This is a genomic window from Devosia sp. A369 (genome assembly GCF_054489345.1).
On the sequence record NZ_JBTMWV010000033.1, the window covers coordinates 1 to 23593 of the forward strand.

Annotated in this window: 24 protein-coding genes; 4 read left to right on the plus strand and 20 right to left on the minus strand. The window is 63.0% G+C overall.

Going from position 1 to position 23593, the window contains the following annotated elements; genetic code table 11:
- Positions 1–329: 329 nt before the first annotated feature.
- From ACX3OZ_RS19750 to ACX3OZ_RS19805, 12 genes are all read right to left on the minus strand, one after another.
- Positions 330–2498: a methyl-accepting chemotaxis protein gene (locus ACX3OZ_RS19750; RefSeq protein WP_459105342.1), complete on the minus strand. Its 2169-nt coding sequence runs from the start codon at positions 2496–2498 to the stop codon at positions 330–332.
- Positions 2499–2723: 225 nt separating this feature from the next.
- Positions 2724–3149, minus strand: a complete 426-nt coding sequence (locus ACX3OZ_RS19755) for a F0F1 ATP synthase subunit epsilon (RefSeq protein ID WP_459093964.1) — start codon at positions 3147–3149, stop codon at positions 2724–2726.
- Between the two features lie 83 nt (positions 3150–3232).
- Positions 3233–4672: a F0F1 ATP synthase subunit beta gene (gene atpD / locus ACX3OZ_RS19760; protein WP_459093965.1), complete on the minus strand. Its 1440-nt coding sequence runs from the start codon at positions 4670–4672 to the stop codon at positions 3233–3235.
- Positions 4673–4687: 15 nt separating this feature from the next.
- Positions 4688–5575: a F0F1 ATP synthase subunit gamma gene (locus ACX3OZ_RS19765; protein ID WP_459093966.1), complete on the minus strand. Its 888-nt coding sequence runs from the start codon at positions 5573–5575 to the stop codon at positions 4688–4690.
- A 24-nt stretch (positions 5576–5599) separates the two neighbouring features.
- On the minus strand, positions 5600–7135 hold the full coding sequence (gene atpA / locus ACX3OZ_RS19770) for a F0F1 ATP synthase subunit alpha (protein ID WP_459093967.1): 1536 nt from the start codon (positions 7133–7135) through the stop codon (positions 5600–5602).
- A complete protein-coding gene (locus ACX3OZ_RS19775; RefSeq protein ID WP_459093968.1) occupies positions 7135–7734 on the minus strand; it encodes a F0F1 ATP synthase subunit delta in 600 nt (199 codons plus the stop codon). Before ACX3OZ_RS19775 ends, atpA begins: the two co-directional genes overlap by 1 nt.
- A 169-nt stretch (positions 7735–7903) precedes the next feature.
- Positions 7904–8179 carry a BrnA antitoxin family protein gene (locus ACX3OZ_RS19780; RefSeq protein WP_459093969.1) on the minus strand — a complete coding sequence of 92 codons (276 nt, stop codon included), beginning with the start codon at positions 8177–8179 and terminating at the stop codon, positions 7904–7906.
- A gap of 19 nt (positions 8180–8198) precedes the next feature.
- Positions 8199–8465 carry a BrnT family toxin gene (locus ACX3OZ_RS19785; RefSeq protein WP_459093970.1) on the minus strand — a complete coding sequence of 89 codons (267 nt, stop codon included), beginning with the start codon at positions 8463–8465 and terminating at the stop codon, positions 8199–8201.
- A 60-nt stretch (positions 8466–8525) separates the two neighbouring features.
- On the minus strand, positions 8526–10694 hold the full coding sequence (locus ACX3OZ_RS19790) for a primosomal protein N' (RefSeq protein WP_459093971.1): 2169 nt from the start codon (positions 10692–10694) through the stop codon (positions 8526–8528).
- 62 nt (positions 10695–10756) lie between these two features.
- On the minus strand, positions 10757–11431 hold the full coding sequence (locus tag ACX3OZ_RS19795; protein WP_459093972.1) for a L,D-transpeptidase: 675 nt from the start codon (positions 11429–11431) through the stop codon (positions 10757–10759).
- A gap of 63 nt (positions 11432–11494) precedes the next feature.
- Entirely contained in the window at positions 11495–11824 is a 330-nt protein-coding gene (locus tag ACX3OZ_RS19800; RefSeq protein ID WP_459093973.1) for a hypothetical protein, read from the minus strand.
- A gap of 145 nt (positions 11825–11969) precedes the next feature.
- Positions 11970–12971: an omptin family outer membrane protease gene (locus ACX3OZ_RS19805; protein WP_459105343.1), complete on the minus strand. Its 1002-nt coding sequence runs from the start codon at positions 12969–12971 to the stop codon at positions 11970–11972.
- 59 nt (positions 12972–13030) lie between these two features.
- Between ACX3OZ_RS19805 and ACX3OZ_RS19810 the strand changes: the two genes are divergently transcribed.
- From ACX3OZ_RS19810 to ACX3OZ_RS19820, 3 genes are all read left to right on the plus strand, one after another.
- The gene (locus tag ACX3OZ_RS19810; protein WP_459105344.1) at positions 13031–13981 is read left to right on the plus strand and encodes a tyrosine recombinase XerC; all 951 of its coding nucleotides are present in this window, start codon (positions 13031–13033) and stop codon (positions 13979–13981) included.
- A 171-nt stretch (positions 13982–14152) separates the two neighbouring features.
- Positions 14153–15097, plus strand: coding sequence for a DMT family transporter (locus ACX3OZ_RS19815; RefSeq protein WP_459105345.1), 945 nt, complete (start codon positions 14153–14155; stop codon positions 15095–15097).
- Positions 15098–15183: 86 nt separating this feature from the next.
- Positions 15184–16263: a hypothetical protein gene (locus ACX3OZ_RS19820; protein WP_459105346.1), complete on the plus strand. Its 1080-nt coding sequence runs from the start codon at positions 15184–15186 to the stop codon at positions 16261–16263.
- 190 nt (positions 16264–16453) lie between these two features.
- On the opposite strand, the gene ACX3OZ_RS19825 is transcribed toward ACX3OZ_RS19820, so the two are convergent.
- The 6 genes from ACX3OZ_RS19825 to sdhC all read right to left on the minus strand — a co-directional run bounded on the left by ACX3OZ_RS19825 (position 16454) and on the right by sdhC (position 20622).
- Positions 16454–17236: a succinate dehydrogenase iron-sulfur subunit gene (locus tag ACX3OZ_RS19825; protein ID WP_459105347.1), complete on the minus strand. Its 783-nt coding sequence runs from the start codon at positions 17234–17236 to the stop codon at positions 16454–16456.
- A 78-nt stretch (positions 17237–17314) separates the two neighbouring features.
- Complete coding sequence (locus ACX3OZ_RS19830) at positions 17315–17599, minus strand: hypothetical protein (RefSeq protein ID WP_459105348.1); 285 nt, start codon at positions 17597–17599, stop codon at positions 17315–17317.
- Positions 17596–18027: a DUF3052 domain-containing protein gene (locus ACX3OZ_RS19835; RefSeq protein WP_459105349.1), complete on the minus strand. Its 432-nt coding sequence runs from the start codon at positions 18025–18027 to the stop codon at positions 17596–17598. Before ACX3OZ_RS19835 ends, ACX3OZ_RS19830 begins: the two co-directional genes overlap by 4 nt.
- Entirely contained in the window at positions 18027–19838 is a 1812-nt protein-coding gene (gene sdhA / locus ACX3OZ_RS19840; protein ID WP_459105350.1) for a succinate dehydrogenase flavoprotein subunit, read from the minus strand. The genes ACX3OZ_RS19835 and sdhA overlap by 1 nt, the downstream gene beginning before the upstream one ends.
- Positions 19839–19843: 5 nt before the next feature.
- Positions 19844–20236, minus strand: coding sequence for a succinate dehydrogenase, hydrophobic membrane anchor protein (sdhD, locus tag ACX3OZ_RS19845; protein ID WP_459093982.1), 393 nt, complete (start codon positions 20234–20236; stop codon positions 19844–19846).
- Positions 20236–20622: a succinate dehydrogenase, cytochrome b556 subunit gene (sdhC, locus tag ACX3OZ_RS19850; protein ID WP_459093983.1), complete on the minus strand. Its 387-nt coding sequence runs from the start codon at positions 20620–20622 to the stop codon at positions 20236–20238. The genes sdhD and sdhC overlap by 1 nt, the downstream gene beginning before the upstream one ends.
- A 289-nt stretch (positions 20623–20911) precedes the next feature.
- On the opposite strand from sdhC, the gene ACX3OZ_RS19855 reads away from it, so the two are divergent.
- Positions 20912–21493, plus strand: coding sequence for an NUDIX domain-containing protein (locus ACX3OZ_RS19855; RefSeq protein WP_459093984.1), 582 nt, complete (start codon positions 20912–20914; stop codon positions 21491–21493).
- A 350-nt stretch (positions 21494–21843) separates the two neighbouring features.
- Here ACX3OZ_RS19855 and ACX3OZ_RS19860 read toward each other — a convergent pair whose 3' ends face one another.
- Together ACX3OZ_RS19860 and ACX3OZ_RS19865 are read right to left on the minus strand one after the other, a co-directional pair.
- Positions 21844–22407, minus strand: a complete 564-nt coding sequence (locus tag ACX3OZ_RS19860; RefSeq protein ID WP_459093985.1) for a hypothetical protein — start codon at positions 22405–22407, stop codon at positions 21844–21846.
- Between the two features lie 53 nt (positions 22408–22460).
- Positions 22461–23264: an AlbA family DNA-binding domain-containing protein gene (locus tag ACX3OZ_RS19865; RefSeq protein WP_459093986.1), complete on the minus strand. Its 804-nt coding sequence runs from the start codon at positions 23262–23264 to the stop codon at positions 22461–22463.
- Positions 23265–23593 lie beyond the last annotated feature (329 nt).

The following is a 23593-nucleotide window of genomic DNA, read 5'->3' on the forward strand; positions in this document are numbered from 1 at the left end:
ATTGGCACTGCCGCTACTTGGCCGGGACGCAACGAGGGTGAATTCGTCAGCATTCTCCAATAATCCCTGTAATTCGGCGTTAGCAGGGAACGGAGCCTGGTTTGCGGCGACTACGTGCACCGCCAGTCGGCCCGTATTTTGGGTGGGCTTTAAGCGTCGAATCCGGACAGAAATGGCGGTTTTTGCTTGCGCAGCGCGCTCGGCAATAGCCCGTTGAGCGCTGCACCAACCCATTGAAAATCAACGAGCGTTTGCCCCGCTGACGCTGTTGGCGGAGGCAGCATTGGCTGGCAGCATGCTGGTGGTTTGCCTGCGGTTTTCTGCTGCGCCTAGGCGACGCGGCGTTCGCCGGGCGCGCGCGCCGGATTTGCGCGGCGCTCTTCGATGACAAAAATATCGACGATGCGATCGAGCGTCTGGGCCTGGGCTTCGGTTTGCTCGATGGCAGCGTTGGTTTCTTCGACCAGCGCCGCATTGTGCTGGGTCATTTCGTCCAGCGTGCGGACGGCGGTGGAGACTTCGTCGATGGCGGCGGCCTGTTCGCCGCTGGCCTTGGCGATGGCTTCCACCAGCGCGCTGTTCTGCTGCACCGCCTCCTGCATGGCAGCGAGACGGGTCGCGGCATCCGACACCAGCAGCGAGCCGCCCCTGACCTCACTGGCCGACTGTTCCACCAAGGCCTTGACGTCGGCCGAGGCGCTGGCGGCCGATTGGGCCAGTCGGCGGACTTCGACGGCGACCACGGCAAAGCCCTTGCCGGCGTCGCCGGCCCGCGCCGCTTCCACCGAAGCATTCAAGGCCAACAAGTTGGTCTGGAAGGCGATGTCGTCGATCAACCCGATGATGTTGGAGATCTTGCCCGAGCTGGTGGTGATGCGCTCCATGGCTTCGTTGGCCTTGGCCATTACGGTGCCGCTCTCGGCGGCGGAATGGGAGACCGCCAGCGCCTTGCCGGCGGCGTCGACGGCCATCCGCGCATTGGTGGCGACGGTGTCGGCCAGCGTATCCATGGCGGCGCTGGTTTCCTCGATGGTGGCGGCCTGCCGTGTGGTGCGCTCGGAAAGGTCATTGGCGCCGGAGAGGATTTCGCCGGTGGCGACCTTGAGCGAGCGCGAGGTGGCGCGGAGCTGGCCGACGACATCGGCGAAGCGCGTCACCGTGCCGTTGAGCGCCTCGCGCAGGGCTTCGAATTCGGGCGGGAACGGCGTGTCGATGGTGCCGGTCAGATTGCCCTCGGCAAGCTGGGCCAGCCCGGCGCCAACGGCCGCAACGGTCTGGCGGCGGGCGGTGACCTCGGTGGCGAACTGCACCACCTTGTAGGGCACGCCATCGAGGCCCAGGATCGGGTTGAAGGTGCTCTGAATCCAGATTTCGCGACCATCATGGGTGCGGCGGCGATACTCGCCGCTTTTGAACTCACCCTGCGCCAGATCGCGCCAGAACTGGCGGTAGTCCGTCGCATTGGGATCGGTATCGAACAGGAACAGCGCATTGGGGCGGCCGGCAATGGCCGACAGCTCATAGCCGAGCAGATGCAGGAAATGGTCGTTGGCGGTCAGCACCTCGCCGGTCAGGCTGAACTCGGCCACCATCTGCGACATCGAGATGGCATTGAGCTGGCCGGTATGATCGGCAGCGGCGACCAGATGGCGATTGGTTTCTTCGCCCAGCTCGGCGACGCGCGCCGCATTGGCGCGGAACACTTCCACCGCCCGGGCCATGGCGCCGATTTCGTTGCGCCCCTGCGTGTAGGGCACCGGCGTCGCCAGATCGCCCTCGGCGATGGCGCTCATCACCGCGGAGATGCGGGGGATCGGCCTTGTCAGCAGGCGCGACAGCAGCAGCGCCATGATGCCGATGATCAGCAGCGCGGCGCCGCCGACAGCCAGCAGCATGGTGATATTACGCCCGACCACGGCCTCGATCGGCGCGCGAGCGACGGCAATTTGCATCGCGCCGATGACGGTACCGTCAGCCATGGCGATGGGCTGGTAGAGGGTGAAATAGCCGACGCCCTGGATGACGTCCTCGGCGCGCAACTGGGTGTTGGCCAGCATGGCGTCGAAGAGCGGGGTGCCGGCCAGGATGGGGGCATCGAGCAGGCGTTCGCCATCGGCCTGCAGCAGGCTCGTGGTGCCGACGGTTAAATCAGGCCCGACCTCGACGTCGTAGACATAGATGGTGGCATCCTGCCCGGCGACCCGGGCAATGGTGTCGACCACGTCATGGCTGCGGAAGCGCGGCATCGAGCGCATGGTCAGCCCGGCGACATCGCCGGCCTCGTCGGAGGCGATTTCCAGGCTCGGCAAATTGACCTGCAGAATTTCTGCGGCAATGCGCGTGGCGCTGGTCACCTCATGCTCGGCATTGTCGCTGGCGGTATTGGACAGGCTGATAAACAGCCCCAGCAATACGGCGCCAATCGCCAGGGTAATGGAACAGATCGCCATCGCGGCGATGGCAAAGGTCAAACGGATATTGCCGAGCAAAGAACCCATTCTGTGGCTCCAATGACCCACACCCTTCTGGGCGCGCGGTACTTATCCGGCCAGAGACTGCGTATATTGTCTTAAGCGAGTGTTGATGATCTGCAAATTGATTGGCCGGTGAAAGACCCAGCCCAAGATCATGGCGGCTATACTATTGTCACGACTGATCAAAATGACAAAAGCCCGCGAAGCTGAGTTCGCGGGCTTTTGACAATTTGTTGGGTCGAGGCGGGTTTAGTGGATGTGACCGCCGTCGATCTGGCCGGCTTCCATGGCCAGGTTCAGCAATGCGCTGACGATTTCCTGAGCGTAGGATTTGTCTTCCGGCGTCGGCGCGGCAGCCAGTTCGGCTTCGGCAGCCTTGATCTGCGCGGCCAGGTCGGCCTGATCGAAATCAGTGAACGGCACCGAACGCTCAGCCAGAATGGTCAGGCCTTCGAACGACACGTCGGCAAAGCCGCCCTGGACGAAGAAAATCTCGTCGCGGTTATTCAGGCCATGCACGGTGATGAAGCCGGCGCGCAGCGTCGTCATGAACGGCGCGTGGTCGGCCATCACGGTGAAGTAGCCCTCACTGCCCGGCACGGTGACCGAGGTCACGACTTCCGACAGCACCAGCCGCTCGGGCGACACGATCTCGATCTTGAGGCCATCAGCCATTTTTTTGGTCCCTTAGCGGAAAGAACCCGAAACCCGGGTCCATGCATCAGGCTCGCCGCAAGCGGCGAGCCCAGTTTGCAAAATTAAGCGGCCTGAGCGGCCAGCTTCTGCGCCTTCTTGACGGCATCTTCGATGGTGCCGACCATGTAGAAAGCAGCTTCCGGCAGGTGATCATACTCGCCAGCCACCAGGCCCTTGAAGCCCTTGATGGTGTCTTCCAGCGCCACGAACACGCCCGGCGTGCCGGTGAACACTTCAGCCACGTCGAAGGGCTGGCTCATGAAGCGCTCAACCTTACGGGCGCGGGCCACGACCAGCTTGTCTTCTTCCGACAGCTCGTCCATGCCCAGAATGGCAATGATGTCCTGCAGCGCCTTGTACTTCTGCAGCACTTCCTGCACGCGGCGAGCCACGTCGTAGTGCTCCTGGCCAACCACGTTCGCATCGAGAATACGCGAGTTGGAAGCCAGCGGATCCACGGCCGGGTAAATACCCTTTTCCGAGATAGCGCGGTTCAGCACGGTCACGGCGTCAAAGTGGGCGAACGAGGTCGCCGGCGCCGGGTCGGTCAAGTCGTCGGCGGGCACGTACACGGCCTGCACCGAAGTGATCGAGCCCTTGTTCGTGGTGGTGATACGTTCCTGCATCTGCCCCATGTCGGTCGCCAGCGTCGGCTGGTAACCCACAGCGGAGGGGATGCGGCCCAGCAGAGCCGACATTTCGGCGCCGGCCTGGGTAAAGCGGAAGATGTTGTCGACGAAGAACAGCACGTCCTGGCCCTGGTCACGGAAGTTTTCCGCAACGGTCAGACCGGTCAGCGCCACACGGGCACGGGCACCAGGGGGCTCGTTCATCTGGCCGAACACCAGCGCGCACTTGGAGCCAGCGGCAGAACCGTTATTGTCCGCCGGGTTCTTGTTCACGCCCGATTCGATCATTTCGTGATACAAATCGTTGCCTTCGCGGGTGCGCTCACCCACGCCGGCAAACACCGAATAACCACCATGCGCCTTGGCGACGTTGTTGATCAGTTCCTGGATCAGAACGGTCTTGCCAACGCCGGCGCCGCCCATCAGGCCAATCTTACCACCACGCGCGTAAGGCGCGATCAGGTCCACCACCTTGATGCCGGTGACCAGAACCTGGCTTTCCGGGTTCTGCTCGGCAAAGCTCGGAGCTTCCTGGTGGATTTCGCGGCGTTCGGTTTCACCGATCGGACCAGCTTCGTCGATCGGCTCGCCGATGACGTTCATGATGCGGCCCAGGGTCGCTTCACCAACCGGCACGCGGATGGCGGTGCCCAGATCGATCACTTCGGCGCCGCGCACGAGGCCTTCAGTGGTATCCATGGCGATGGTGCGCACGGCGTTTTCGCCAAGATGCTGCGCCACTTCCAGCACGAGGCGCTGGCCGTTATTGGTGGTTTCGAGTGCGTTCAGGATCGCGGGCAGGTGGCCGTCGAACACGACGTCCACGACGGCACCGATGACCTGCGATACACGACCGGCCTTTTTCTCTGCCATTTGTTTGTCCTTCGCTTAGAGCGCTTCCGCGCCCGCAATGATTTCGATGAGTTCTGTGGTGATCTGGGCCTGGCGCTGACGGTTGTAGCTCAGCTGCAACTGGCCGATCATTTCGCCGGCGTTCCGCGTCGCATTGTCCATTGCGGACATCTGCGCGCCATAGAACGAGGCCGAGTTTTCGAGGAGGGCCTTGAGGATCTGCACCGAGATGTTGCGCGGCAGCAGGTCTTCAACGATGGCTTCTTCGCTCGGCTCGTATTCATAGGGCACGGCCGACGCTTCAGCAGCGCCTTCACCCTCGAGTTTTTCCAGCTTGGCCGGAATCAGCTGCTGGGCCGTCGGCACCTGGCTGATCACCGAACCGAACTTGGCGAAAAACAGCGTCGCCACGTCGAACTCGCCGGCGTTGAACATGGCCAGCACCTTGTCCGCAACCTGCTGGGCCTGGGTGAACCCGACCTGCTTGATTTCGCGGAAATTGAAGGTGTCGACGATGTTGTCGGGATACTGGCGGCGCAGGATGTCGTGGCCCTTGCGGCCCACCGTCAACAGCTTGACCGTCTTGCCCTGGCTCATGAGCTTGGCGGCATGCTCACGGGCGAGACGGGCGATCGACGAGTTGAACCCGCCGGCCAGACCGCGCTCACCAGTGGCGACCACCAGCAGATGCACCTGATCCTTGCCGGTACCGCCAAGCAGCACCGGCGCATTTTCCTGACCGTCATAGACCGCGCCGAGAGCGGTGAGCACCTTGCCCATGCGTTCAGCATAGGGACGCGCCGCTTCGGCTGCTTCCTGGGCGCGACGGAGTTTAGCCGCCGCGACCATCTGCATGGCCTTGGTGATCTTCTGGGTCGATTTGACCGAGTCGATCCGGTTCTTGAGGTCCTTTAGCGAAGCCATGGGCTTGTCGCCTCCATGATGGCCTTAAGCCGCGTAGGTCTTCTTGACGTCATCGAGAGCAGCCTTGAGCTGAGCACGAGAATCGTCGCTCAGGGCCTTCTCGCTGGCGATGGTGGCGAGCAGCGCAGCATATTTGCCACGCAGCGCCGACAACACCGTCTTCTCGAAGTCGCCGACCTTGCTGACCGGAATGCTGTCGAGATAGCCATTGGCGCCGGCAAAGATCACCGCAACCTGCTCTTCCATCTTGAGCGGGGAGAACTGGGGCTGCTTCAGCAGCTCGGTCAGACGGGCACCACGGTTCAGCAGGCGCTGGGTGGCGGCGTCGAGGTCCGAGCCGAACTGGGCGAAGGCCGCCATTTCACGATACTGGGACAGTTCGCCCTTGAGCGAGCCGGCCACCTGCTTCATCGCCTTGACCTGAGCGGCCGAGCCCACGCGGCTCACCGACAGACCGACGTTCACTGCCGGGCGAATGCCCTGGAAGAACAAATTGGTCTCAAGGAAGATCTGGCCGTCGGTGATCGAAATCACGTTGGTCGGAATATAGGCGGACACGTCGTTGGCCTGGGTCTCGATGACCGGCAGCGCCGTGAGCGAACCCAGACCGTGGTCTTCGTTCAGCTTGGCAGCGCGCTCCAGCAGACGGCTATGCAGGTAGAACACGTCGCCGGGATAGGCTTCGCGGCCGGGCGGACGACGCAGCAGCAGGGACATCTGGCGGTAAGCCACGGCCTGCTTGGTCAGATCGTCATAGGCGATCACGGCATGCATGCCATTGTCGCGGAAGAATTCGCCGATGGCGCAACCGGTGAAGGGCGCGATGTACTGCAGCGGCGCCGGATCGGAGGCGGTTGCGGCAATGATCACCGAATACTGCAGCGCGCCGGCTTCTTCGAGCTGACGGGCGAACTGCGCCACGGTCGAGCGCTTCTGGCCGATGGCGACATAGATGCAATACAGCTTCTCGGTGTTCGACGCGTTGGCGTCGTGCGCAGCCTTCTGGTTGAGGAAGGTGTCGAGAATGATGGCGGACTTGCCGGTCTGGCGGTCACCAATGATCAGCTCGCGCTGGCCACGGCCGATCGGGATCAGCGCGTCGATGGACTTGAGGCCCGTCGACATCGGCTCATGCACCGACTTGCGCGGCAGAATGCCAGGCGCCTTGACGTCAACGCGGCGGCGTTCGGTATGCTCGATCGGGCCCTTGCCGTCGATCGGGTTACCCAGACCGTCGACCACGCGGCCGAGCAGGCCCATGCCGACCGGGGTGTCCACGATGGAACCGGTGCGCTTGACGACGTCGCCTTCCTTGATGGCGCGGTCATTGCCGAAAATCACGACGCCGACATTGTCGGTTTCGAGATTGAGGGCCATGCCCTTGACGCCGCCCGGGAACTCGACGAGCTCACCGGCCTGCACATTGTCGAGGCCGTAGACGCGGGCGATACCGTCACCGACGGAGAGCACCTGACCGACTTCGGAAACCTGGGCTTCCTGGCCGAAATTCTTGATCTGGTCCTTGAGGATCGCAGAGATTTCCGCGGCTTTGATGTCCATTATCCGACCTCTTTCATGGCGATCTTCATCGCAGCGAGTTTTGTCTTGAGTGAGCTGTCGATCATCTGGCTGCCGACCTTCACCTGAAGGCCGCCAATCAGCGACGGATCGACGAATTGGTTGAGCGTAACGGTCTTGCCGATTTTCGCCTTGAGCGTTTCGGCCAGCGCCTTGGCCTGGTCGGCACTCAGCGGCGCCGCCGAAGTCACGTCGGCGGTCACTTCGCCCCGGGCCTGGGCGGCCAGTTCGCGGAAGCCGACGATGATCGTATCGAGCGCAAACAGCCGGCCATTCTTGGCGACGAGGCGCAGGAAATTGCCGACCAGCGGATTGACCGCAGCCTTGGCGAGCAACGCATCAAGCGTCGTGGCCTTGGTGTCGGCGGTGATGACCGGCGACCGCAGGAAGCGCGAGAAGTCGGCGCTTTCACCGATCAGGCGCGAGACGTCGGATAGCGACGTCTCCACCGATGCCAATTGGTTCTCGCTTTCAGCGAGGTCGAACAGTGCCGACGCATATGGCCGGGCGATCTGGGTAAGCACTGAATTCTGCGCTGCCAATGCCGCTACACCCTCTTGGTTGCCTGCCTGCTCCGCCACCTAATTTCTCTTGGGAAACCGGGCGGTTGCCGACGCTTGTTCTGGTTTGGGAAAGGGGACATCCGGAGACCCCTTCAAAGTCCGGCCCGCTCTAGCACACGCTTCCCGCGGCTTGCAAGGCTTGGGGACCCGATTCAAATGCGGCGAAAGTGTCGCAGGGTGGTTTGGCTTACACCGGTTTCTTGTCGCGCTTGAGGCTTTCGGCCAAAACGGCGTTCATTCTGGTCTGCCAGCCGGGGCCGCCGGCCTTGAAGCCGGACACCACTTCGGGGTCGAGCCGGAGGCTGATCGAGATCTTGGTCGCGGCGGCCTTTGGGCGCCCGGGCAGCGGCAGGCCGCGCTCGGCAAAGAATTTTTGGGCTGGGACCGACCGGCGCATGGCCTCTTCGGTCAGTTCCGGCATGTCGTCATCGGGCACGCCGTAGATTCGTTTCGTGGCAGCCATTGCGCCAGTGCTGTTGGGATCACGCTCCATAGCGGGAATAGTCCTTTCTGCTGAACCGCCGCATGCTGATGACGCGGATTTTGTCGGCGCGAATAGTGAAAACGATGTGGTAGCCCTGTCCATCGCCGGAAAAACCACGGGCAATGAAGCGCTCCTCGCCATAGTCGCGGCGAATATCCGCCTCGATGATGGCGTCATTCCACACGAAATCACGTACCGCATCGAAACCGACCGCGTGCTTTTCGAGGTTCAAGCGGTTCTTGGCGTCGTCCCATTCGAATTCCATCGAGCCCCCTCAATATAATCCGTCAGCCAGCCGGCGTCAATTTTTGTATATACAATAACTCTACATGAAACTGATCGGGTCGATATCGACCTGGACGCGCAGATTTCCGGTGATTTTTTCGGCCGAGCCGAGCCAGAAGCGAACATAGCCGGAGAGGTCAAAATCCTTGCCCGACTGGGCCAACAGCCGCACCCGGTGGCGGCCGCGGACCATGGCGACCGGGGCGTCGGCGGGGCCGAACAGCCGCACGCCGTCGGCCATTGGCGCGGCCGAGAGCAGCTGCTTGGCAAAGCCCATCGCCACCGCATGCTCATTGGCCGAGACGATCAGCGCCGCCAATCGCCCGAAGGGCGGTAGCCCGCCCGACTCGCGCGCGGCCAATTCGTGGGCGTAAAACGCCTCGCGGTCGCCGCTGACCATGGCCTTCATCACCGCATGGTCGGGATGATAGGTCTGCAGGAACGCCTTGCCATGTTGCGAGGCGCGCCCGGCCCGGCCGGCCACCTGGGTCAAAATCTGGAAGGTCTTTTCGGCGGCGCGGGGGTCGCCATGGGCGAGGCCCAGATCGGCGTCGAGCACGCCCACCACCGACAGTTTTTCGAAATGGTGGCCCTTGGACACCAGTTGCGTCCCGATGATCAGATCGAATTCGCCGCGCTCGATTTCGGAGAATCGCTCGCGCAATTGCGCATTGCTGCCCATGTCCGAACTCAGCACCACCCGCCGCGCGTCGGGGAAGCGCAGAGCCGCCTCTTCGGCTACCCGTTCGATGCCCGGGCCGACTGCCACCAGACTTTCGGTGTCGCCGCATTGGCCGCAGGTTTTTGGGGTGCGCACTTCATGGCCGCAGTGATGGCACATCAGCACGCCGCGAAAGCGATGCTCGACCATCCAGGCCGAGCAATCGGGGCATTGATATTGGTGACCGCAGGAGCGGCACAAAGTCAGTGGCGCATAGCCGCGCCGGTTGAGGAACAACAGCGCCTGCTCCCCGCGATCCAGCGCCGCGAAGATTTCGCGCGCCAGCACCGGCGCGATCCATTCGCCCTTTTCCGGCCCGTCGATGCGCATGTCGACGGCGGTGATATTGGGCATCGCCGCTTCGGCAAAGCGCGACGTCAGCAGCACATGGGCGTAGCGGCCAATATTGGCATTGTTGCGGGTTTCCACCGAGGGCGTCGCCGAGGAGAGGATGACCCGCGCGCCGGCCAGATGCGCCCGCACCACCGCCATGTCGCGGGCGTGGTAATTGACCCCTTCGGATTGCTTGTAGGCGCCGTCATGCTCTTCATCGAGCACCAGCAGGCCCAACTCGCGAAACGGCAGGAACAGCGCGGAGCGGGCCCCGACCACGGCGCGTACCGTGCCGTCGAGCACGCCGCGCCAGACCTTGGCCCGTTGCAGCGGCGTCATGTCGGAATGCCATTCGGCGGGCTTCGTGCCGAAGCGTTTGGTGAAGCGGGCGATGAAGGTATTGGTCAGGGCGATTTCCGGCAGCAGAATCAGCGCCTGCCGTCCGGCCCGCAGCGTCTCGGCGACCGCCTCGAAAAACACTTCGGTCTTGCCGCTGCCGGTGACGCCATCGAGCAGCGCCACGCCGAACTGATTGACGTCCAGCGCCGCGATCTGGTCCAGCGCCTGTTGCTGGCCCGGCGACAGCGTGGCAATGGCGCCATCGGGATCGGGCGGCAGCACCACCGGTGGCGGCGGCATTTCCAGCCGTTCGACCGCGCCGGCCCGCTCCAGCCCCTCGATCACCGAGGGCGAGACGCCGGTGGCGCCGATCAGCGCCGCCTTGGGCCAGGCCACGTCGTCCATCATGGTATCGAGCACGCGCAACCGCGCCGGGGTCAGCTTTTCCGGCTCAAACCCGGTCCGGCGATAGGCGATGACCGGCCTCGGGGTATCGAGCGCCTCGGTCGAGCGCAGCACGGCGCGCAGCACCTGGCCGGGCGGGGCCAGCGTATAGCGCGCCACCCAATCGACCAGTTTGAGCAATTCTTCGCTAAGCGGCGGCAGTTCATAGGCCTGGGCGATATCGCGCAGCCGATTATGCGCCACCATCTCCTTGGGCGGGCCCCAGACCACGCCCAGCGTCAGGCGCGGGCCCAGCGGCACGGCCACGATCGAGCCCCGCGTCACCACCATGCCGGGCGGGATACGGTAGCTGTAGGGGCCCTCGACGGCGACCCCCACCATGACGGCGACGATGTCCGGACGCTGTTCCATCTGTACCCGGTCTGTTCGCATTGCTACAGCCCGAGCGCAAGTGATTCTGCCGTGGCTCGCCGTCAGATGACGACGAGCGTCGAGCCGGTCCGCACCTGATCATGCAAATGGATGATGTCCTGCTGCAGCAGGCGCACGCAACCGCTCGATATCGCCTTGCCGATGGCGCGCTCGTCGGGATTGCCGTGGATGCGATAGATGGTATCGACATTGCCCTGGTGGATATAGAGCGTGCGCGCACCGAGCGGATTGTCGACGCTGGCTTCCATGCCGTAGCGATACTGCTCCAGCTCGGGCTGCCGATCGATCATCTCGGAGGGCGGGGTCCAGCGGGGCCAGCTGCGCTTGTAGGCGATATGGGCGCGGCCCGACCAGGCATAGCCGTCACGGCCGATGCCGACGCCATAGCGGGTCGCCATGCCATCATCATGCACGTGATAGAGGAAGCGGTTGGGGGTATCGACGATCACCGTGCCGGGCTTTTCGCCGGTCGGATCGATCACCTGCTGGCGCCAATACAGCGGATCAACCAGCGACATATCAGCGGCGCGCAGCGGGAACGGCTCGGTATAGACCGGGCCATACATCAGCTGCACATCGGCAGGAACTTCGTGGCGAACCGGACCGGGCGGGGTAACGACGCGCGGCGTGGTGGAGGCGCAGCCGGCGAGAGCCAGGGCAGAAAGACTGGCGGCGCCGGCCATAAACTGGCGGCGGCCAAGGGCGATACTGGTCATGTCAAAAACTCGAGAATGCGGCCGGAGCGGCCGTAAGGAAGGGGGAATGGAGAACTTGCGCCGCTACTGCCCTCTTGGGGGCGGCAGCTCGGCTTCCGCCAGCACCTGCGGCGGCGGCAATATGCTGCCGGTCAGCGCCGGCAACGGCCCGCGCCAGAGGGCGCTGGGCAAGGCGGTCGTGGCCACAATGGCGTGGTCGGGACAGACCGAGGTTCTGATCGGCGCGGTCAGGCTCGACATTTCGAGCGGCGCCGGCACCCCGACCACGGCTGGGCTGTGGGACCAGATCGCCCCACGCGCACAATGGCTGACCGAGGTCTCGGCCAGCAGGCCAGGGGCCGTCAGGCCCAGCAGGGCAAGGGTCAGGACAATAATGTGGATCAGCCGCTTCATGTCTCCGCCTTATCGCAACGTCCGGTTACACGGAAGGCCGCTCACGTCGGCGTGTGGCCTCAAGCCACGCGCAGGGCGTGCAGTGGTGCAGACAAGCCACATGAATCGTCAAATCGACCTCAAACCGCCGCAAATCCGCCACCATTCAAAACAGGCCCTTGAGACCGGCGGTGATTTCGGCGCTGCGCAACCCGCCGCCCGCGCCTTCCGGCAGGCTGAGATTACTCCCATCGGCGGGCGTGTCGTAATAGTAGTTGGCGGCGCCGCGCTGCTCGAAAATATGGTCGTAGCGCGCCGCCAGCGTCAGCTCGGCATTGCGGCCCAGCGCCCAGCCGAGGTCGACGCCGGCGGTGACGGTGGGCGCCACCCAGAGGTCGTCGAGAACGCTCAGATTGCGCATATGGTGGCGGTCGGTGGTGCGCGACAGGAAGGTCAGCCCGCCACGCAGCAGCCCGCCGACGCGGAAATTGCCGTAATGCTCATCGCCATCGACGCCCAGGAACAGCTCGGGAAATTGCTGGCGATAGCTGATCGCCGGGTCGCCATCGGCAAAACTGCCCACCCAATCGCGGAAGCCGAGATCGCTATAGATGAAGCTGCCGCCGCGCGAGGACCACTGCACATCGGTATATTTGAAGCCGCCATGCGCCCGCACCACCGCCGTGCCGTCGCGGGCCAGCTCATAGCCCAGCGAGGCCGCGCCGGTGACATAATGGTCAAGGGTCGTATCGGAATGCTGACTGCGATGTGTCCAGTTGTCGAATAGGTCGCTGCCGCCCAGCCAGTCATAATCTTCCATATAGCTGCTGCCGAAGCCGGCAACGCTGCCCTCGGCACGGGCGCTGAAGCCGCTGCCAAAATTGATGTCGAGACTACCGCGCAGCACCGGCGCCTTGGTCTGCCAGATCAAATGGCTGACGGTGTAATTCCCGTTCAGCACCTTTTCATTGCCTTCGAGGAACAACGCGCCAATGCTGGCATCGAACCGCACCAGATGGTCAGGCGTCGAGGGCTGGCTGACGCCCTGGGGGTTGCCCCAGTAATCGCTATCCCAATAGTCGGATGACTGCGCCATGACGCCGGATGTCAGCATGGCCAGAACAACCAGACCGGTGCCCAGCCGGTAGATGCTTGGTGAAATCGCCATGATACTGCCTCCGTTACAGAAAATACCATGACAGACCGGCGGTTAAGGATGGGTTTACCATGCCGGGGGAGACTGCGCTGATGGTCGATTCCGCCTTTGCCAGTGATGAATTCCTGCGCGCCCAGCTAGCCGGCTGGCAGCGTGAGCTGGGCTCGGTGCGCCGGCTGTCAGCCAATACGCTGGAAGCCTATAGCCGCGATGTCGACCAGTTCCTGTCGTTTCTGGCCGGGCATGCCGGCGGGCCGGTTGGACTGCTGACGCTCAAGGAATTGCGCGGCGCCGATATCAGGGCCTTCATGGCGCTGCGCCGCAGCGAGAGCCTGGGCTCGCGCTCGCTGGCGCGGGTGCTGTCGGCGCTCAAGAGCTTTTTCCGCTATCTCGAACGCGAGGGCGTGGTGACCAGCGAGGCGCTCAACGTCATCCGCACCCCCAAGCTGCCCAAATCCCTGCCCAAGGCACTGACGGTGCTGGAAGCGCGGCAAACCATTACCAGCGTTGAAGAGATGGAAGAGCGCCCCTGGGTCGCCGCCCGCGATATGGCGGTGCTGTCGCTGTGCTATGGCGCCGGCCTGCGTATTTCCGAAGCCCTGGCGCTGACCAAGGGCGACCTCGAAGGCGAAGCCCTGCGGGTCACCGGCAAGGGGGGCAAAATCCGGCTGGTGCCGCTGATTGCGCCAGTGCGCCAGGCCATCGCGCTCTATCTGGAACTGACCCCGTTCAAATCCTGGCCCGAGGAGCCGCTGTTTCGCGGGGTCAAGGGCGGGGTGCTGTCGCCCCGGCTGATCCAGTTGCGCGTGGTGCAATTGCGCAGTGCGTTGGGGCTGCCGCCTTCGGCCACGCCACATGCGCTGCGGCATTCCTTTGCCACCCATCTGCTGGGTCGCGGTGGCGATCTACGCGCGATTCAGGAGCTGCTGGGCCATGCCAGCCTCTCCACCACCCAGATCTACACCGCCGTTGATACCGACCACCTGCTGGAGAGCTACCGCAAGGCCCATCCGCGCGGCTGATGGGGTGGCCGAACGGATTAGGGGCAAGCCGCCTTGCACGGCCAGAATCGGTTGGCTATCAATTTCGCATGCCTGTCTTGGCGCTGCATCGCGCTGAGATCCAGCCCTTCGTCGCTCCGGCCCGCCACTGGCGGTCGGTGACTGGCATGGCGGGCTCCCTCAAGGACCTCCATGAGCCTCTCCAGCAAAACCGCCCCTGCCCCCAGCGACGCCATCGGCTATGGCCTGGCCGTGGCCGGCGCGATTCTGTTTTCCACCAAGGGCATCTTCATCAAGCTCGCCTATGGCTATGGCGTCACCACGGAAATGCTGCTCAGCCTGCGCATGCTGGTGGCGCTGCCGGTCTATCTGGTGATTTTGCTCACCATCCTGCGGCGCGGGGATCAATGGCGGGCGGCGCTGACGCCCAAAGTGGTCCTCACCAGCATGGCTGTGGGCATTCTGGGCTATTATCTGTCCAGCTATCTCGACTTTTTGGGCCTCAATTACCTCACCGCCCAATATGAACGGCTGGTGCTGTTCACCTATCCGTTTTTCGTGGTGCTGTTCGGCGTCTGGCTGTTTGGCGATCGCATGATCTGGGGCGTGGTGCCGGCCATGGCGGTCAGCTATGCCGGCTTGCTGGTGATCTTTGGCTGGAACCTGGCCGTCGACCCCGACGGGCTGGTGCTCGGCACGCTGCTGGTGCTGGGCTCGGCCATTACCTTTGCGCTGTATCAGCATCTGGCCAAGCGGCAGATGCTGGTGCTGGGCTCGGGCCTGTTCACCTGCATTGCCATGTCGACCGCCGCCATCTGCGCCATCGCGCAGAACCTGATCATCGCCGGGCCGCAGAGCTATCTGACGCTGGCGCCCGAGCTGTGGGGGTATGGGCTGGCGCTGGGCCTGCTCGGCACCGTGCTGCCGAGCTTTCTGATGAATGCCGGCATGGCGCGAATCGGGGCGCGGGCCACCTCGTCCACCGCCGCCTTCGGGCCGGTGGTGACCATCATCTTTGCCGTTATCGTGTTGTCCGAACCGTTTACGCTCTATCATGGCATTGGTACGGCGCTGGTGCTGGTCGGCTCGGTGCTGTTCACGCGGGCCGAAAGGCGGGGCCGCGCCGCGCTCGGCTAAATCTTTCATTGGTGGCTTTTGGCCGCCGCAAAGCCGCTGTAATCTGCAGCCACCACTGGCGGCAGACATCTGGGAAGGGACAACCGATGAACGCATTCCACCAACGCCTCGGCGGCGCAGCATTGATTCTGCTGCTGGCCATTGGCGCGGCCGCCCCGGCCATGGCGCAAGCCCCCGTCAACAAGAAGACCCCCGCCGCCGCCGTCAGTACCGGCGATATCGACTTCGGCGATGACAGCGGCGACTGGACCCATGACGGGGAATGCGACGACCCCCGCTTCACCGGCGCCGGCGTGGCCGTCGAGCTCGTCGATGCCGATCTGCTCAAGGACGCCAGTGACTGCCGCGCCGCGTTCGAGGCCGGCACGGTGACGCTCAAGGCCGACGCCAATGCTGCGGCGATTGATTTCGGCGACGATAGCGGCGCCTGGACCCATGATGGCGAATGCGACGACCCCCGCTTTGTCGGCGCCGGCTCGGCGGTCGAGCTGGTCGATGCCGATCTGCGCAAGGACGCCAGTGATTGCCGCGCCGCCTATGAGGCCGGCAGCGTGCGCTATGTTGGCGACACCGCCCCCGATGCCATCGATTATGGCGATGACAGCAGCGAGTGGGCCAAGGACGGCGAATGCGACGACCCGCGCTTCTCGGGGAGCGGCGTTGCCAGCGAATTGCTCGACGCCGATCTGGGCCATGACGCCACCGATTGCAAAGCGGCCGTCGCCGCCGGCACCGCCAGCTTTGATGGCGCCAGCGCCGCCAAGGCCATCCCGGCCTTCGACTATGGCGGGGACTGGAGCGACTGGGCCAATGACGGCGAATGCGATGATCCGCGCTTCATGGGCGAAGGCACCAACAAGAAGCTGCTGACCGACGATCTGGCCGGCGACGCCACCGACTGCAAGGCGCTGGAAGCCGAGGGCCGGGTGAGCATCCGCACGGTCTATTCCCCGGCCTATCTGGCCGGCGCGCCCTATGACAGCAGCCATATCGACTTCGGCGACAACAGCTCGAGCTATTCCGATGACGAGCAATGCGACGACCCGCGCTTCGAAGGCCCCGGCGCCGCCAATGTGCTGCTCGATAGCGACCTCAAGCATGACAGCGCCGACTGCCAGGCCAATTACGAGGCTGGCACCATCATGCTGATCTCTGAAGCGACGTAAGGGGGCGCTGCGTTCGCAGTCGACACCCTCCCCCTTGCGGGGAGGGATCAAGGGTGGGGGTGGATTGGCCCGGATGGTCGTGGCTCTCGCCCCCTCCCGGCTCGATCACGGAGTTAGCAAGGGCTAGCTCCTATCTCGCTCTCCCCCCGCAAGGGGGAGGATGGACCCGGTGGATGAGACAGATGGGCTCTCAGGCCGCCTTGCGCTCGACCATCATCTTCTTGATTTCGGCGATGGCCTTGGCCGGGTTCAGCCCCTTGGGGCAGACCTTGGCGCAGTTCATGATGGTGTGGCAGCGATACAGCTTGAACGGGTCTTCCAGGTCGTCGAGACGCTCCTGGGTGGTCTCGTCGCGCGAGTCGATCAGCCAGCGATAGGCCTGCAGCAAGGCTGCCGGGCCGAGATATTTCTCGCCATTCCACCAATAGCTCGGGCACGAGGTCGAGCAGCAGGCGCATAGAATGCACTCATAAAGCCCGTCGAGCTTGGCGCGCTCGGGCACCGACTGGCGCCATTCCTTTTCGGGCGTTGGCGATGTGGTCTTGAGCCAGGGTTCGATGGCGCGGTGCTGGGCGTAGAACAGGCTGAGATCGGGCACCAGATCCTTGACCACCGGCATATGCGGCAGCGGGTAGATCTTGATCGGGCCGCTGGAGTCATCCATGCCCTTGGTGCAGGCCAGCGTGTTGAGCCCGTTGATATTCATCGAGCACGAGCCGCAAATGCCTTCGCGGCAGCTGCGGCGCAGCGTCAGCGTGGGATCGACCTTGTTCTTGATCCACAACAGACCATCCAGAATCATCGGGCCGCAATCGTCGAGATCGACGAAATAGGTGTCGATGCGCGGATTGGCGTTCTGGTCGGGATCATAGCGATAGATGTGATACTCGCGCAGCCGCTTGGCAGCAGCCGGCTTGGGCCAGGTCTTGCCCTTGGTCGGCCGATCGGCCTTGGGGAGCATCAGTTCGACCATGGGTCGGGTCCTCTTTCTATGTGCCGCTCAACCGGCACCGAATTTCGTCTGATCAGTGGGTGGTGTGCGCAATGCCGATCAATAGTTCGGCTTGCACACCTGGTTCGATTTGGCGACGTAAGCGTTATAGGCCTTGAAATCGCCCTCGCCGGGCGCGCCGCCCTTCATCGAGGTGATCACCACCCCCATGAAGCGCTCGTCGATCAGCGTCATCGCCGCATCAGCCTTGCAGCTGCACAAAGCATCATTCTGGGCGATGCCCATGCAGACGCTGTAGAATTCCTGCTTCTGCGCCGCACTCGGCGCGGCCAGCGCCGGCACGGTGAGCAGCAGCAACGGGACAAGGGCGGCAAGAATTTTCATCTCAATTCCTTGCGAATGACCAGTTTGAGGCCGGACCAGGTCTGGTCCACGGCGCAGACTTTCACATCGACCAGCCCGAGCGGCAGCACCACGGCGCGGATCACATCCTCGGTGATGTCGGTGACCACTTTGGCAGCCCTTTTCGGCCAGCTCACCCAGATCATGCCATCGCGGGCGATCAGGTTCATCAAGGGTTGCGCCAGCGCTTCCAGCACGGCGCGGGCGGAAGCGAACAGATGCACATAATCATAGCCGCGTCCAACGCTGCCGATTTGGCCGGCAGCGATGCTGGAGACTTCGGCAAAGGCGCGGGCGGTGGCGAGATCGGCCAAAGCTGCGGGCAGGTCGACGAACAGCGCGCGGCTGCCGTCCTGCATCCCCAGCTTCTGTGCCAGGGGCGTGCCCGAATATCCCGCCGCTGCGCGCATCAGTAAACGCGCGCCTTGGGAGCGATCTTCTTGAGGTCGATGCCGCCTTCGCTTTCCGGGGTCAGCGGATCGACCCGCACCGGACGGTAGCCGAGCTTGACCGCGCCGGTGTCGATATCGATCCAGCTCAGCGTGTGCTTGCGCCAGTTCTCGTCGTCGCGGCTCGGATAGTCTTCATGGGCGTGGGCGCCGCGCGATTCGTGGCGCGCCTCGGCCGAAACCACCGTGGTCATGGCGTTGACCATCAGGTTTTCCAGCTCGAGGGTTTCCACCAGATCACTGTTCCAGATCAGCGAGCGGTCGCTGACCTGCACATCCTTGAGCTGGCCATAGATCTCGGTCATGCCGGCCACACCGGCCTGCAGCGAGTCCGAGGTGCGGAACACGGCGGCATCGGCCTGCATGGTATGCTGCATGGCGTCGCGGATTTCAGCGGTCGGGCGCGAGCCGGAGGCGTTGCGCAGGCGATCGAAGCGGGCGAGGATTTTTTCGTCCTGCGCCGTGTTGATGCCCGGGATCGGGGCCGCGCGGTCCATCACCGCACCGCCCCGCAAGGCGGCGGCGCGGCCAAACACCACCAGATCGGTCAGCGAATTGGAACCGAGACGGTTGGCGCCATGCACCGAGGCACAGGCGGCTTCACCCACGGCCATCAGGCCGGGCACGATGGCCTCGGGGTTTTCCGGCGTCGGATTGAGCACTTCGCCATGATAATTGGCGGGGATGCCGCCCATATTATAGTGCACCGTCGGCAGCACCGGGATCGGCTCGCGGGTCAGGTCGACGCCGGCGAAAATCTTGGCGCTTTCGGTGATGCCCGGCAGGCGCTCATGCAGCACTTTGGGATCGAGATGATCGAGGTGCAGATGGATATGGTCCTTCTTGGGACCGACGCCGCGGCCTTCGCGGATTTCCAGCGTCATGCAGCGGGAGACGACGTCGCGCGACGCCAGATCCTTGGCATTGGGGGCATAGCGCTCCATGAAGCGCTCGCCTTCCGAATTGGTCAGATAGCCGCCCTCGCCGCGCGCGCCCTCGGTAATCAGCACGCCGGCGCCATAAATGCCGGTGGGGTGGAACTGCACGAATTCCATATCCTGCAGCGGCAGGCCGGCGCGGGCGACCATGCCATTACCGTCGCCGGTGCAGGTATGGGCCGAAGTCGCCGAGAAATAGGAGCGGCCATAGCCGCCGGTGGCCAGCACCACTTGCTTGGAACGGAACCGGTGCAGCGTGCCATCATCGAGCTTCCAGGCGATGACGCCCTGGCAGGAGCCGTCCTCGCCCATGATCAGGTCGAGCGCGAAATATTCGATGAAGAACTGCGCATTGTGCTTGAGGCTCTGGCCATACAGCGTGTGCAGGATGGCGTGGCCGGTGCGGTCGGCGGCGGCGCAGGTGCGCTGCACCGGCGGGCCTTCGCCAAACTCGGTCATGTGGCCGCCAAACGGGCGCTGGTAGATCTTGCCTTCCTGGGTGCGGGAGAACGGCACGCCGTAATGCTCCAGCTCATAGATCGCCGCCGGGGCTTCGCGGGCCAGATATTCCATGGCGTCATTATCGCCCAGCCAGTCCGACCCCTTGACGGTGTCGTACATGTGCCACTTCCAGCTGTCCGGCCCCATATTCTGCAGCGAGGCGGCAATGCCGCCCTGCGCTGCCACGGTGTGGCTGCGGGTGGGGAAGACCTTGGTGATGCAGGCGGTGTTGAAGCCCTGCTCGGCCATGCCGAGAGTGGCGCGCAGGCCCGCGCCACCGGCGCCAACCACGACCACGTCGAATTCGTGGTCGATGAGTTCGTATTTGGCCATCAGGCTTAACCCCAGAAGACGAGCTTGAGAATGGCAGCGATTCCCGCCACCGCGATGATGATGCAAAACAGCGTGTTGAGCAGCATCAGCAGGCGATAGAGACTGCCGGAAAAATAGTCTTCCAGCGTGTCGCGCATGCCGTTGCGCATGTGAATGGTGACCACCGCCAGCAGCGCCGCCAGCGGCAAGCCGATCCAGGCATTGCCCAGCGTGGCGACCATGTCGGGCCGGTCCTGCCCGGCCAAGCGAATGACGACAAACACCAAAAAGCCGATGAAGACGATGTTGATCGCCCCGGTCACCCGCTGGGTGATGAAATGGCGGGTCGAGGCTTTGGCGTTGCCATATTTGGTTTTGGGATTGGCGACCATGTCGCCGGTAATGACGGTTTCGCGCATCATGCCATCCAGACGAAAACGGTCCAGACCACCAGGGTCAGGACGATGGAACCCACCAGATTGGCCCAGGCCAGCATTTCGCGCTGCCCCGGCTCCATGCCGATGATGAAATCCCAGATGAAGTGGCGCAGGCCGCCCAGCATGTGGTGGAACAGCGCCCAGGTGAAGCCGAACAGCACCAATTGGCCGAACCAGCTGCCATAGACAGCGTTGATAGTGTTGAGCATTTCCTGGCTGGACGCGGCAGCGCCGAGCCACAGCACCAGCAGCACGGTGCCGGCGTAAAGCGCGATGCCGGTGGCCCGATGCGCGATCGACATCGTCATCGTGATGGTCCAGCGGTAGATTTGCAGATGCGGAGAAAGCGGGCGGGATCGAACCGTCATGGAGCCTCGCTGGCATGCGGCTGAGCCGCTCACAGTTTGGAATGGTTCGAGACTTCTAGCCCCCAAAGGTTACAAAATCAAAGCGGGAAAGCGCCTCCCGCCTCCAACTTTTGGCGCACACCGCACTTTGTTCGTATGGCGCACGACATGTTCGCGGAGCGACGGACCGGACCCCCGCCAGCATGCTGCCGGTTTGCCCGCAGTTTTCTTTCAGCATGCTGCTATTGTGCTGGCGCTTGTCTGGCAGGGGCCAAGCGCGGCATAGTGGTACTCTCTATAAGGAGCCGCCATGACCCAGGATATCACCATCAATAGCGTCACCCCACTGGCGCATGACTGGGGCCGGCTCGACCGTTATGACGTGACCCATGCCCGTCGCGACGGCAGCAGCCAGACCGTGCAGCGCGAGGTCTATGACCATGGCAGCGCCGCCGCCGTGCTGCTTTATGCGCCGGCGCAAGGCACCATCATCCTGACGCGGCAGTTCCGCCTGCCGGTGCATCTCAATGGCGACCCGGCCTGGCTGATCGAGGCGCCGGCCGGCCTGCTCGATGGCGAAGCCCCGGCCATCGCCGCCCGTCGCGAGGCCATCGAGGAAACCGGCTACGAGCCCGATGCCATGGTGTTTCTGTTCGACGCCTATATGAGCCCCGGCTCGCTGACCGAAAAATGCGCCTGTTTCCTGGGAAATTATACGCCGGGCCAGCAAGTCAGCGCCGGCGGCGGGCTGACGGCCGAGGGCGAGGATATCGAAGTGTTCGAACTGCAGCTGGAGCAGGCGCTGGAGATGATCGGCAGCGGCGAGATCAATGACGGCAAGACGATCATGATGTTGCAGGCGCTGGCGTTGAAACTGGCAGCGCGCAACTGATCCCGCGCACTGAAGCATCGCGGCCTTCGCCCTCCTGGGAGGATGAGACAGCGCAACGTTCGCCCCCAAACGCGATAGGGCTGGCGATTTTCGTGCACCACTGAAGCGGCCGCTCCCGACCCCGTAGGGGTCGTTGGCGCAGCCCTTTCGATTTCCCAAAGGCGGTAATTGGGACCAGGTTCAAGCACGGACGATAGCTGAGGTCGGGTACTGACCAAAAGCTATGCCCTACGCGGGTTTCAACCGAGCGCTATCGACGTTCGCCACCATTGCGAACGGCGAAGAGGAGCTAGACTACCTCTTCGGCATCAAAGATCTCGGCGTGATAGCCGTCGCGAGTAGTAACCAGGTCACGCAGTGGTTCCGCCGCCGCTCGTAGCGGGCTGAACATAGAGTTTCAGCGTTTCCTCGGGGTTCTGCGCGGACTTGTAATCGGTACCACTTTGCTCGAATTTCAACTGGACCAGCATTTCTTGCATAACGTCGTTTGACGTGCGCGTCGTAGCAAACAGAGCAGCTCCTTTGACGGTAGGGAAAAGCTCCTTGAGGAGCCGCGTCATCTGGCCCTTCTTACGGTGATCGACGTCGAGGAATATCCAGCCCAACTCGTAGGGAAATCCTTTGGGGTCTAGTCCGCTCTTCGCATTTGCAAACACCTTGGACCGGTATCCTGCCGCGGTTTTTTTAAACGCCGCGGTGCCTACCACCCTCTCTTTGTGGATGATGAAACCGAGACGGAAAGCTCGCTGCACTCGGCCACGTACGCCGTCTGCCACTTCGCCACCTTCCGCGACCTTTGCAGAAAACTGATCGAGTTCGTCATCGCTGCAACTTTTCGGGGTCTTGACCACGATCTCGTACATCTTGTCGCGTTCCGTATCGTGGACGTGATTGGTCGCAATTTTGAGAAGCAACTTAGCATCGTCGTCAGTAATGTCGCTGTCAGCCGGCTGGGGCTTCGAAGGGTTCAGTTTGCCGCCCCGAACGACATGTTTGAAGAGCGCTTCGTCTTCTCTGATTTGCTGAATGAGCTTGTTGACGTACGTCGTGCGGGATTGCTGCCGGACCGGATCTTCCCGCTTGTCCTGACGAAAGAGCGTGCGGAGCTGAAATTGACATCGCTCGTATCCGCAGTCAATTTGGCGACCAGCCCCTGTATGGCGCTGAGCGTGCTTTCGGTATCACCGAGCTGATAGTCTGCCCAACCGAGCTGGTCGGACATGCTCTTGATGCTACTATCAAGCGATGACTCGAGATTACCGAGCTCTTCAGTCATGCGGTCGGCCGCGACCTCGAAACGGGCAGCAAAGGCACTCGCTTCGCTATCGAGGAAAAGTCTCAGCAACTCACTGGGATGAAGGGGACGGTTGCGTGCTCCATCGCGCCGGCAATAGATTCCTTTCGGCGTACAGTGCGGTTTCGTCTGGCTCGGCGGCACCTCTATCCTGAGGATCGGCTTGTCTTCCAAGTTCTCGATGTAAATATCGATCGAGACTGGCGGAATACAGCTGACTGCCTTGTTCAGCACCTGAAGGATCGTCGCATCGCTGACATCACAGCCGCGGACAACGCCGACTTGAGCGTTTGCGACCACCTGTTCGTCGACGCCGGCCAAGATATGGCCACCGCCTTCAGAGTTGGCAAAAGCCACAAGATCGTCGGCGCTGATCCCGCCGGGTGAGCGTTTGAAGTCGGAGCGTCCGCTTTCCCCTTCAGCGAGGAGTTCACGGGTTAGTTTGCTCAGGTTCTTAATGCGCTTCTTGATGGCCATTTCTCGCCCCGGTCATTCTGGCGCTAAAAGCGTCTGCAAAGGGTCGACAGTTGTCACCCCAATTTCACGTTTGCATCGCTTAACTTCATGGAACGTCTTTGCAGACTCGGCAAGTCATGCCTGCTTGCACGTCGCAGCCTAATCTGCAGGCCGAATGGCTGCTTTCCGCCAGGGCGGCGCCAAGAACGGACAGACCGCTTCCCACCCGAGGCTGTGTGAAAACCCTTGATTATGGTATGATCTGGCACTGCTTCGGAGGTGCCAGATGGGACGTTTTGTCGAGGCTGCCGACCGTCACCAGGCGAGTTTTCTACCGGCCTGCCTTGAGG

What these genes read in the sequence shown, in the direction of transcription:
- ACX3OZ_RS19825 (WP_459105347.1), bottom strand. Translation starts at nt 17,236, where the DNA reads ATGGTCGAACTGATGCTCCCCAAGGCCGATCGGCCGACCAAGGGCAAG.
- ACX3OZ_RS19765 (WP_459093966.1), bottom strand. Translation starts at nt 5,575, where the DNA reads ATGGCTTCGCTAAAGGACCTCAAGAACCGGATCGACTCGGTCAAATCG.
- ACX3OZ_RS19815 (WP_459105345.1), top strand. Translation starts at nt 14,153, where the DNA reads ATGAGCCTCTCCAGCAAAACCGCCCCTGCCCCCAGCGACGCCATCGGC.
- sdhD (WP_459093982.1), bottom strand. Translation starts at nt 20,236, where the DNA reads ATGCGCGAAACCGTCATTACCGGCGACATGGTCGCCAATCCCAAAACC.
- ACX3OZ_RS19855 (WP_459093984.1), top strand. Translation starts at nt 20,912, where the DNA reads ATGACCCAGGATATCACCATCAATAGCGTCACCCCACTGGCGCATGAC.
- ACX3OZ_RS19810 (WP_459105344.1), top strand. Translation starts at nt 13,031, where the DNA reads ATGCCGGGGGAGACTGCGCTGATGGTCGATTCCGCCTTTGCCAGTGAT.
- atpA (WP_459093967.1), bottom strand. Translation starts at nt 7,135, where the DNA reads ATGGACATCAAAGCCGCGGAAATCTCTGCGATCCTCAAGGACCAGATC.
- ACX3OZ_RS19755 (WP_459093964.1), bottom strand. Translation starts at nt 3,149, where the DNA reads ATGGCTGATGGCCTCAAGATCGAGATCGTGTCGCCCGAGCGGCTGGTG.
- ACX3OZ_RS19790 (WP_459093971.1), bottom strand. Translation starts at nt 10,694, where the DNA reads ATGGAACAGCGTCCGGACATCGTCGCCGTCATGGTGGGGGTCGCCGTC.
- ACX3OZ_RS19780 (WP_459093969.1), bottom strand. Translation starts at nt 8,179, where the DNA reads ATGGCTGCCACGAAACGAATCTACGGCGTGCCCGATGACGACATGCCG.
- sdhC (WP_459093983.1), bottom strand. Translation starts at nt 20,622, where the DNA reads ATGACGGTTCGATCCCGCCCGCTTTCTCCGCATCTGCAAATCTACCGC.
- ACX3OZ_RS19785 (WP_459093970.1), bottom strand. Translation starts at nt 8,465, where the DNA reads ATGGAATTCGAATGGGACGACGCCAAGAACCGCTTGAACCTCGAAAAG.
- ACX3OZ_RS19795 (WP_459093972.1), bottom strand. Translation starts at nt 11,431, where the DNA reads ATGACCAGTATCGCCCTTGGCCGCCGCCAGTTTATGGCCGGCGCCGCC.
- ACX3OZ_RS19865 (WP_459093986.1), bottom strand. Translation starts at nt 23,264, where the DNA reads ATGGCCATCAAGAAGCGCATTAAGAACCTGAGCAAACTAACCCGTGAA.
- ACX3OZ_RS19820 (WP_459105346.1), top strand. Translation starts at nt 15,184, where the DNA reads ATGAACGCATTCCACCAACGCCTCGGCGGCGCAGCATTGATTCTGCTG.
- sdhA (WP_459105350.1), bottom strand. Translation starts at nt 19,838, where the DNA reads ATGGCCAAATACGAACTCATCGACCACGAATTCGACGTGGTCGTGGTT.
- ACX3OZ_RS19830 (WP_459105348.1), bottom strand. Translation starts at nt 17,599, where the DNA reads ATGAAAATTCTTGCCGCCCTTGTCCCGTTGCTGCTGCTCACCGTGCCG.
- atpD (WP_459093965.1), bottom strand. Translation starts at nt 4,672, where the DNA reads ATGGCAGAGAAAAAGGCCGGTCGTGTATCGCAGGTCATCGGTGCCGTC.
- ACX3OZ_RS19750 (WP_459105342.1), bottom strand. Translation starts at nt 2,498, where the DNA reads ATGGGTTCTTTGCTCGGCAATATCCGTTTGACCTTTGCCATCGCCGCG.
- ACX3OZ_RS19805 (WP_459105343.1), bottom strand. Translation starts at nt 12,971, where the DNA reads ATGGCGATTTCACCAAGCATCTACCGGCTGGGCACCGGTCTGGTTGTT.
- ACX3OZ_RS19835 (WP_459105349.1), bottom strand. Translation starts at nt 18,027, where the DNA reads ATGCGCGCAGCGGCGGGATATTCGGGCACGCCCCTGGCACAGAAGCTG.
- ACX3OZ_RS19800 (WP_459093973.1), bottom strand. Translation starts at nt 11,824, where the DNA reads ATGAAGCGGCTGATCCACATTATTGTCCTGACCCTTGCCCTGCTGGGC.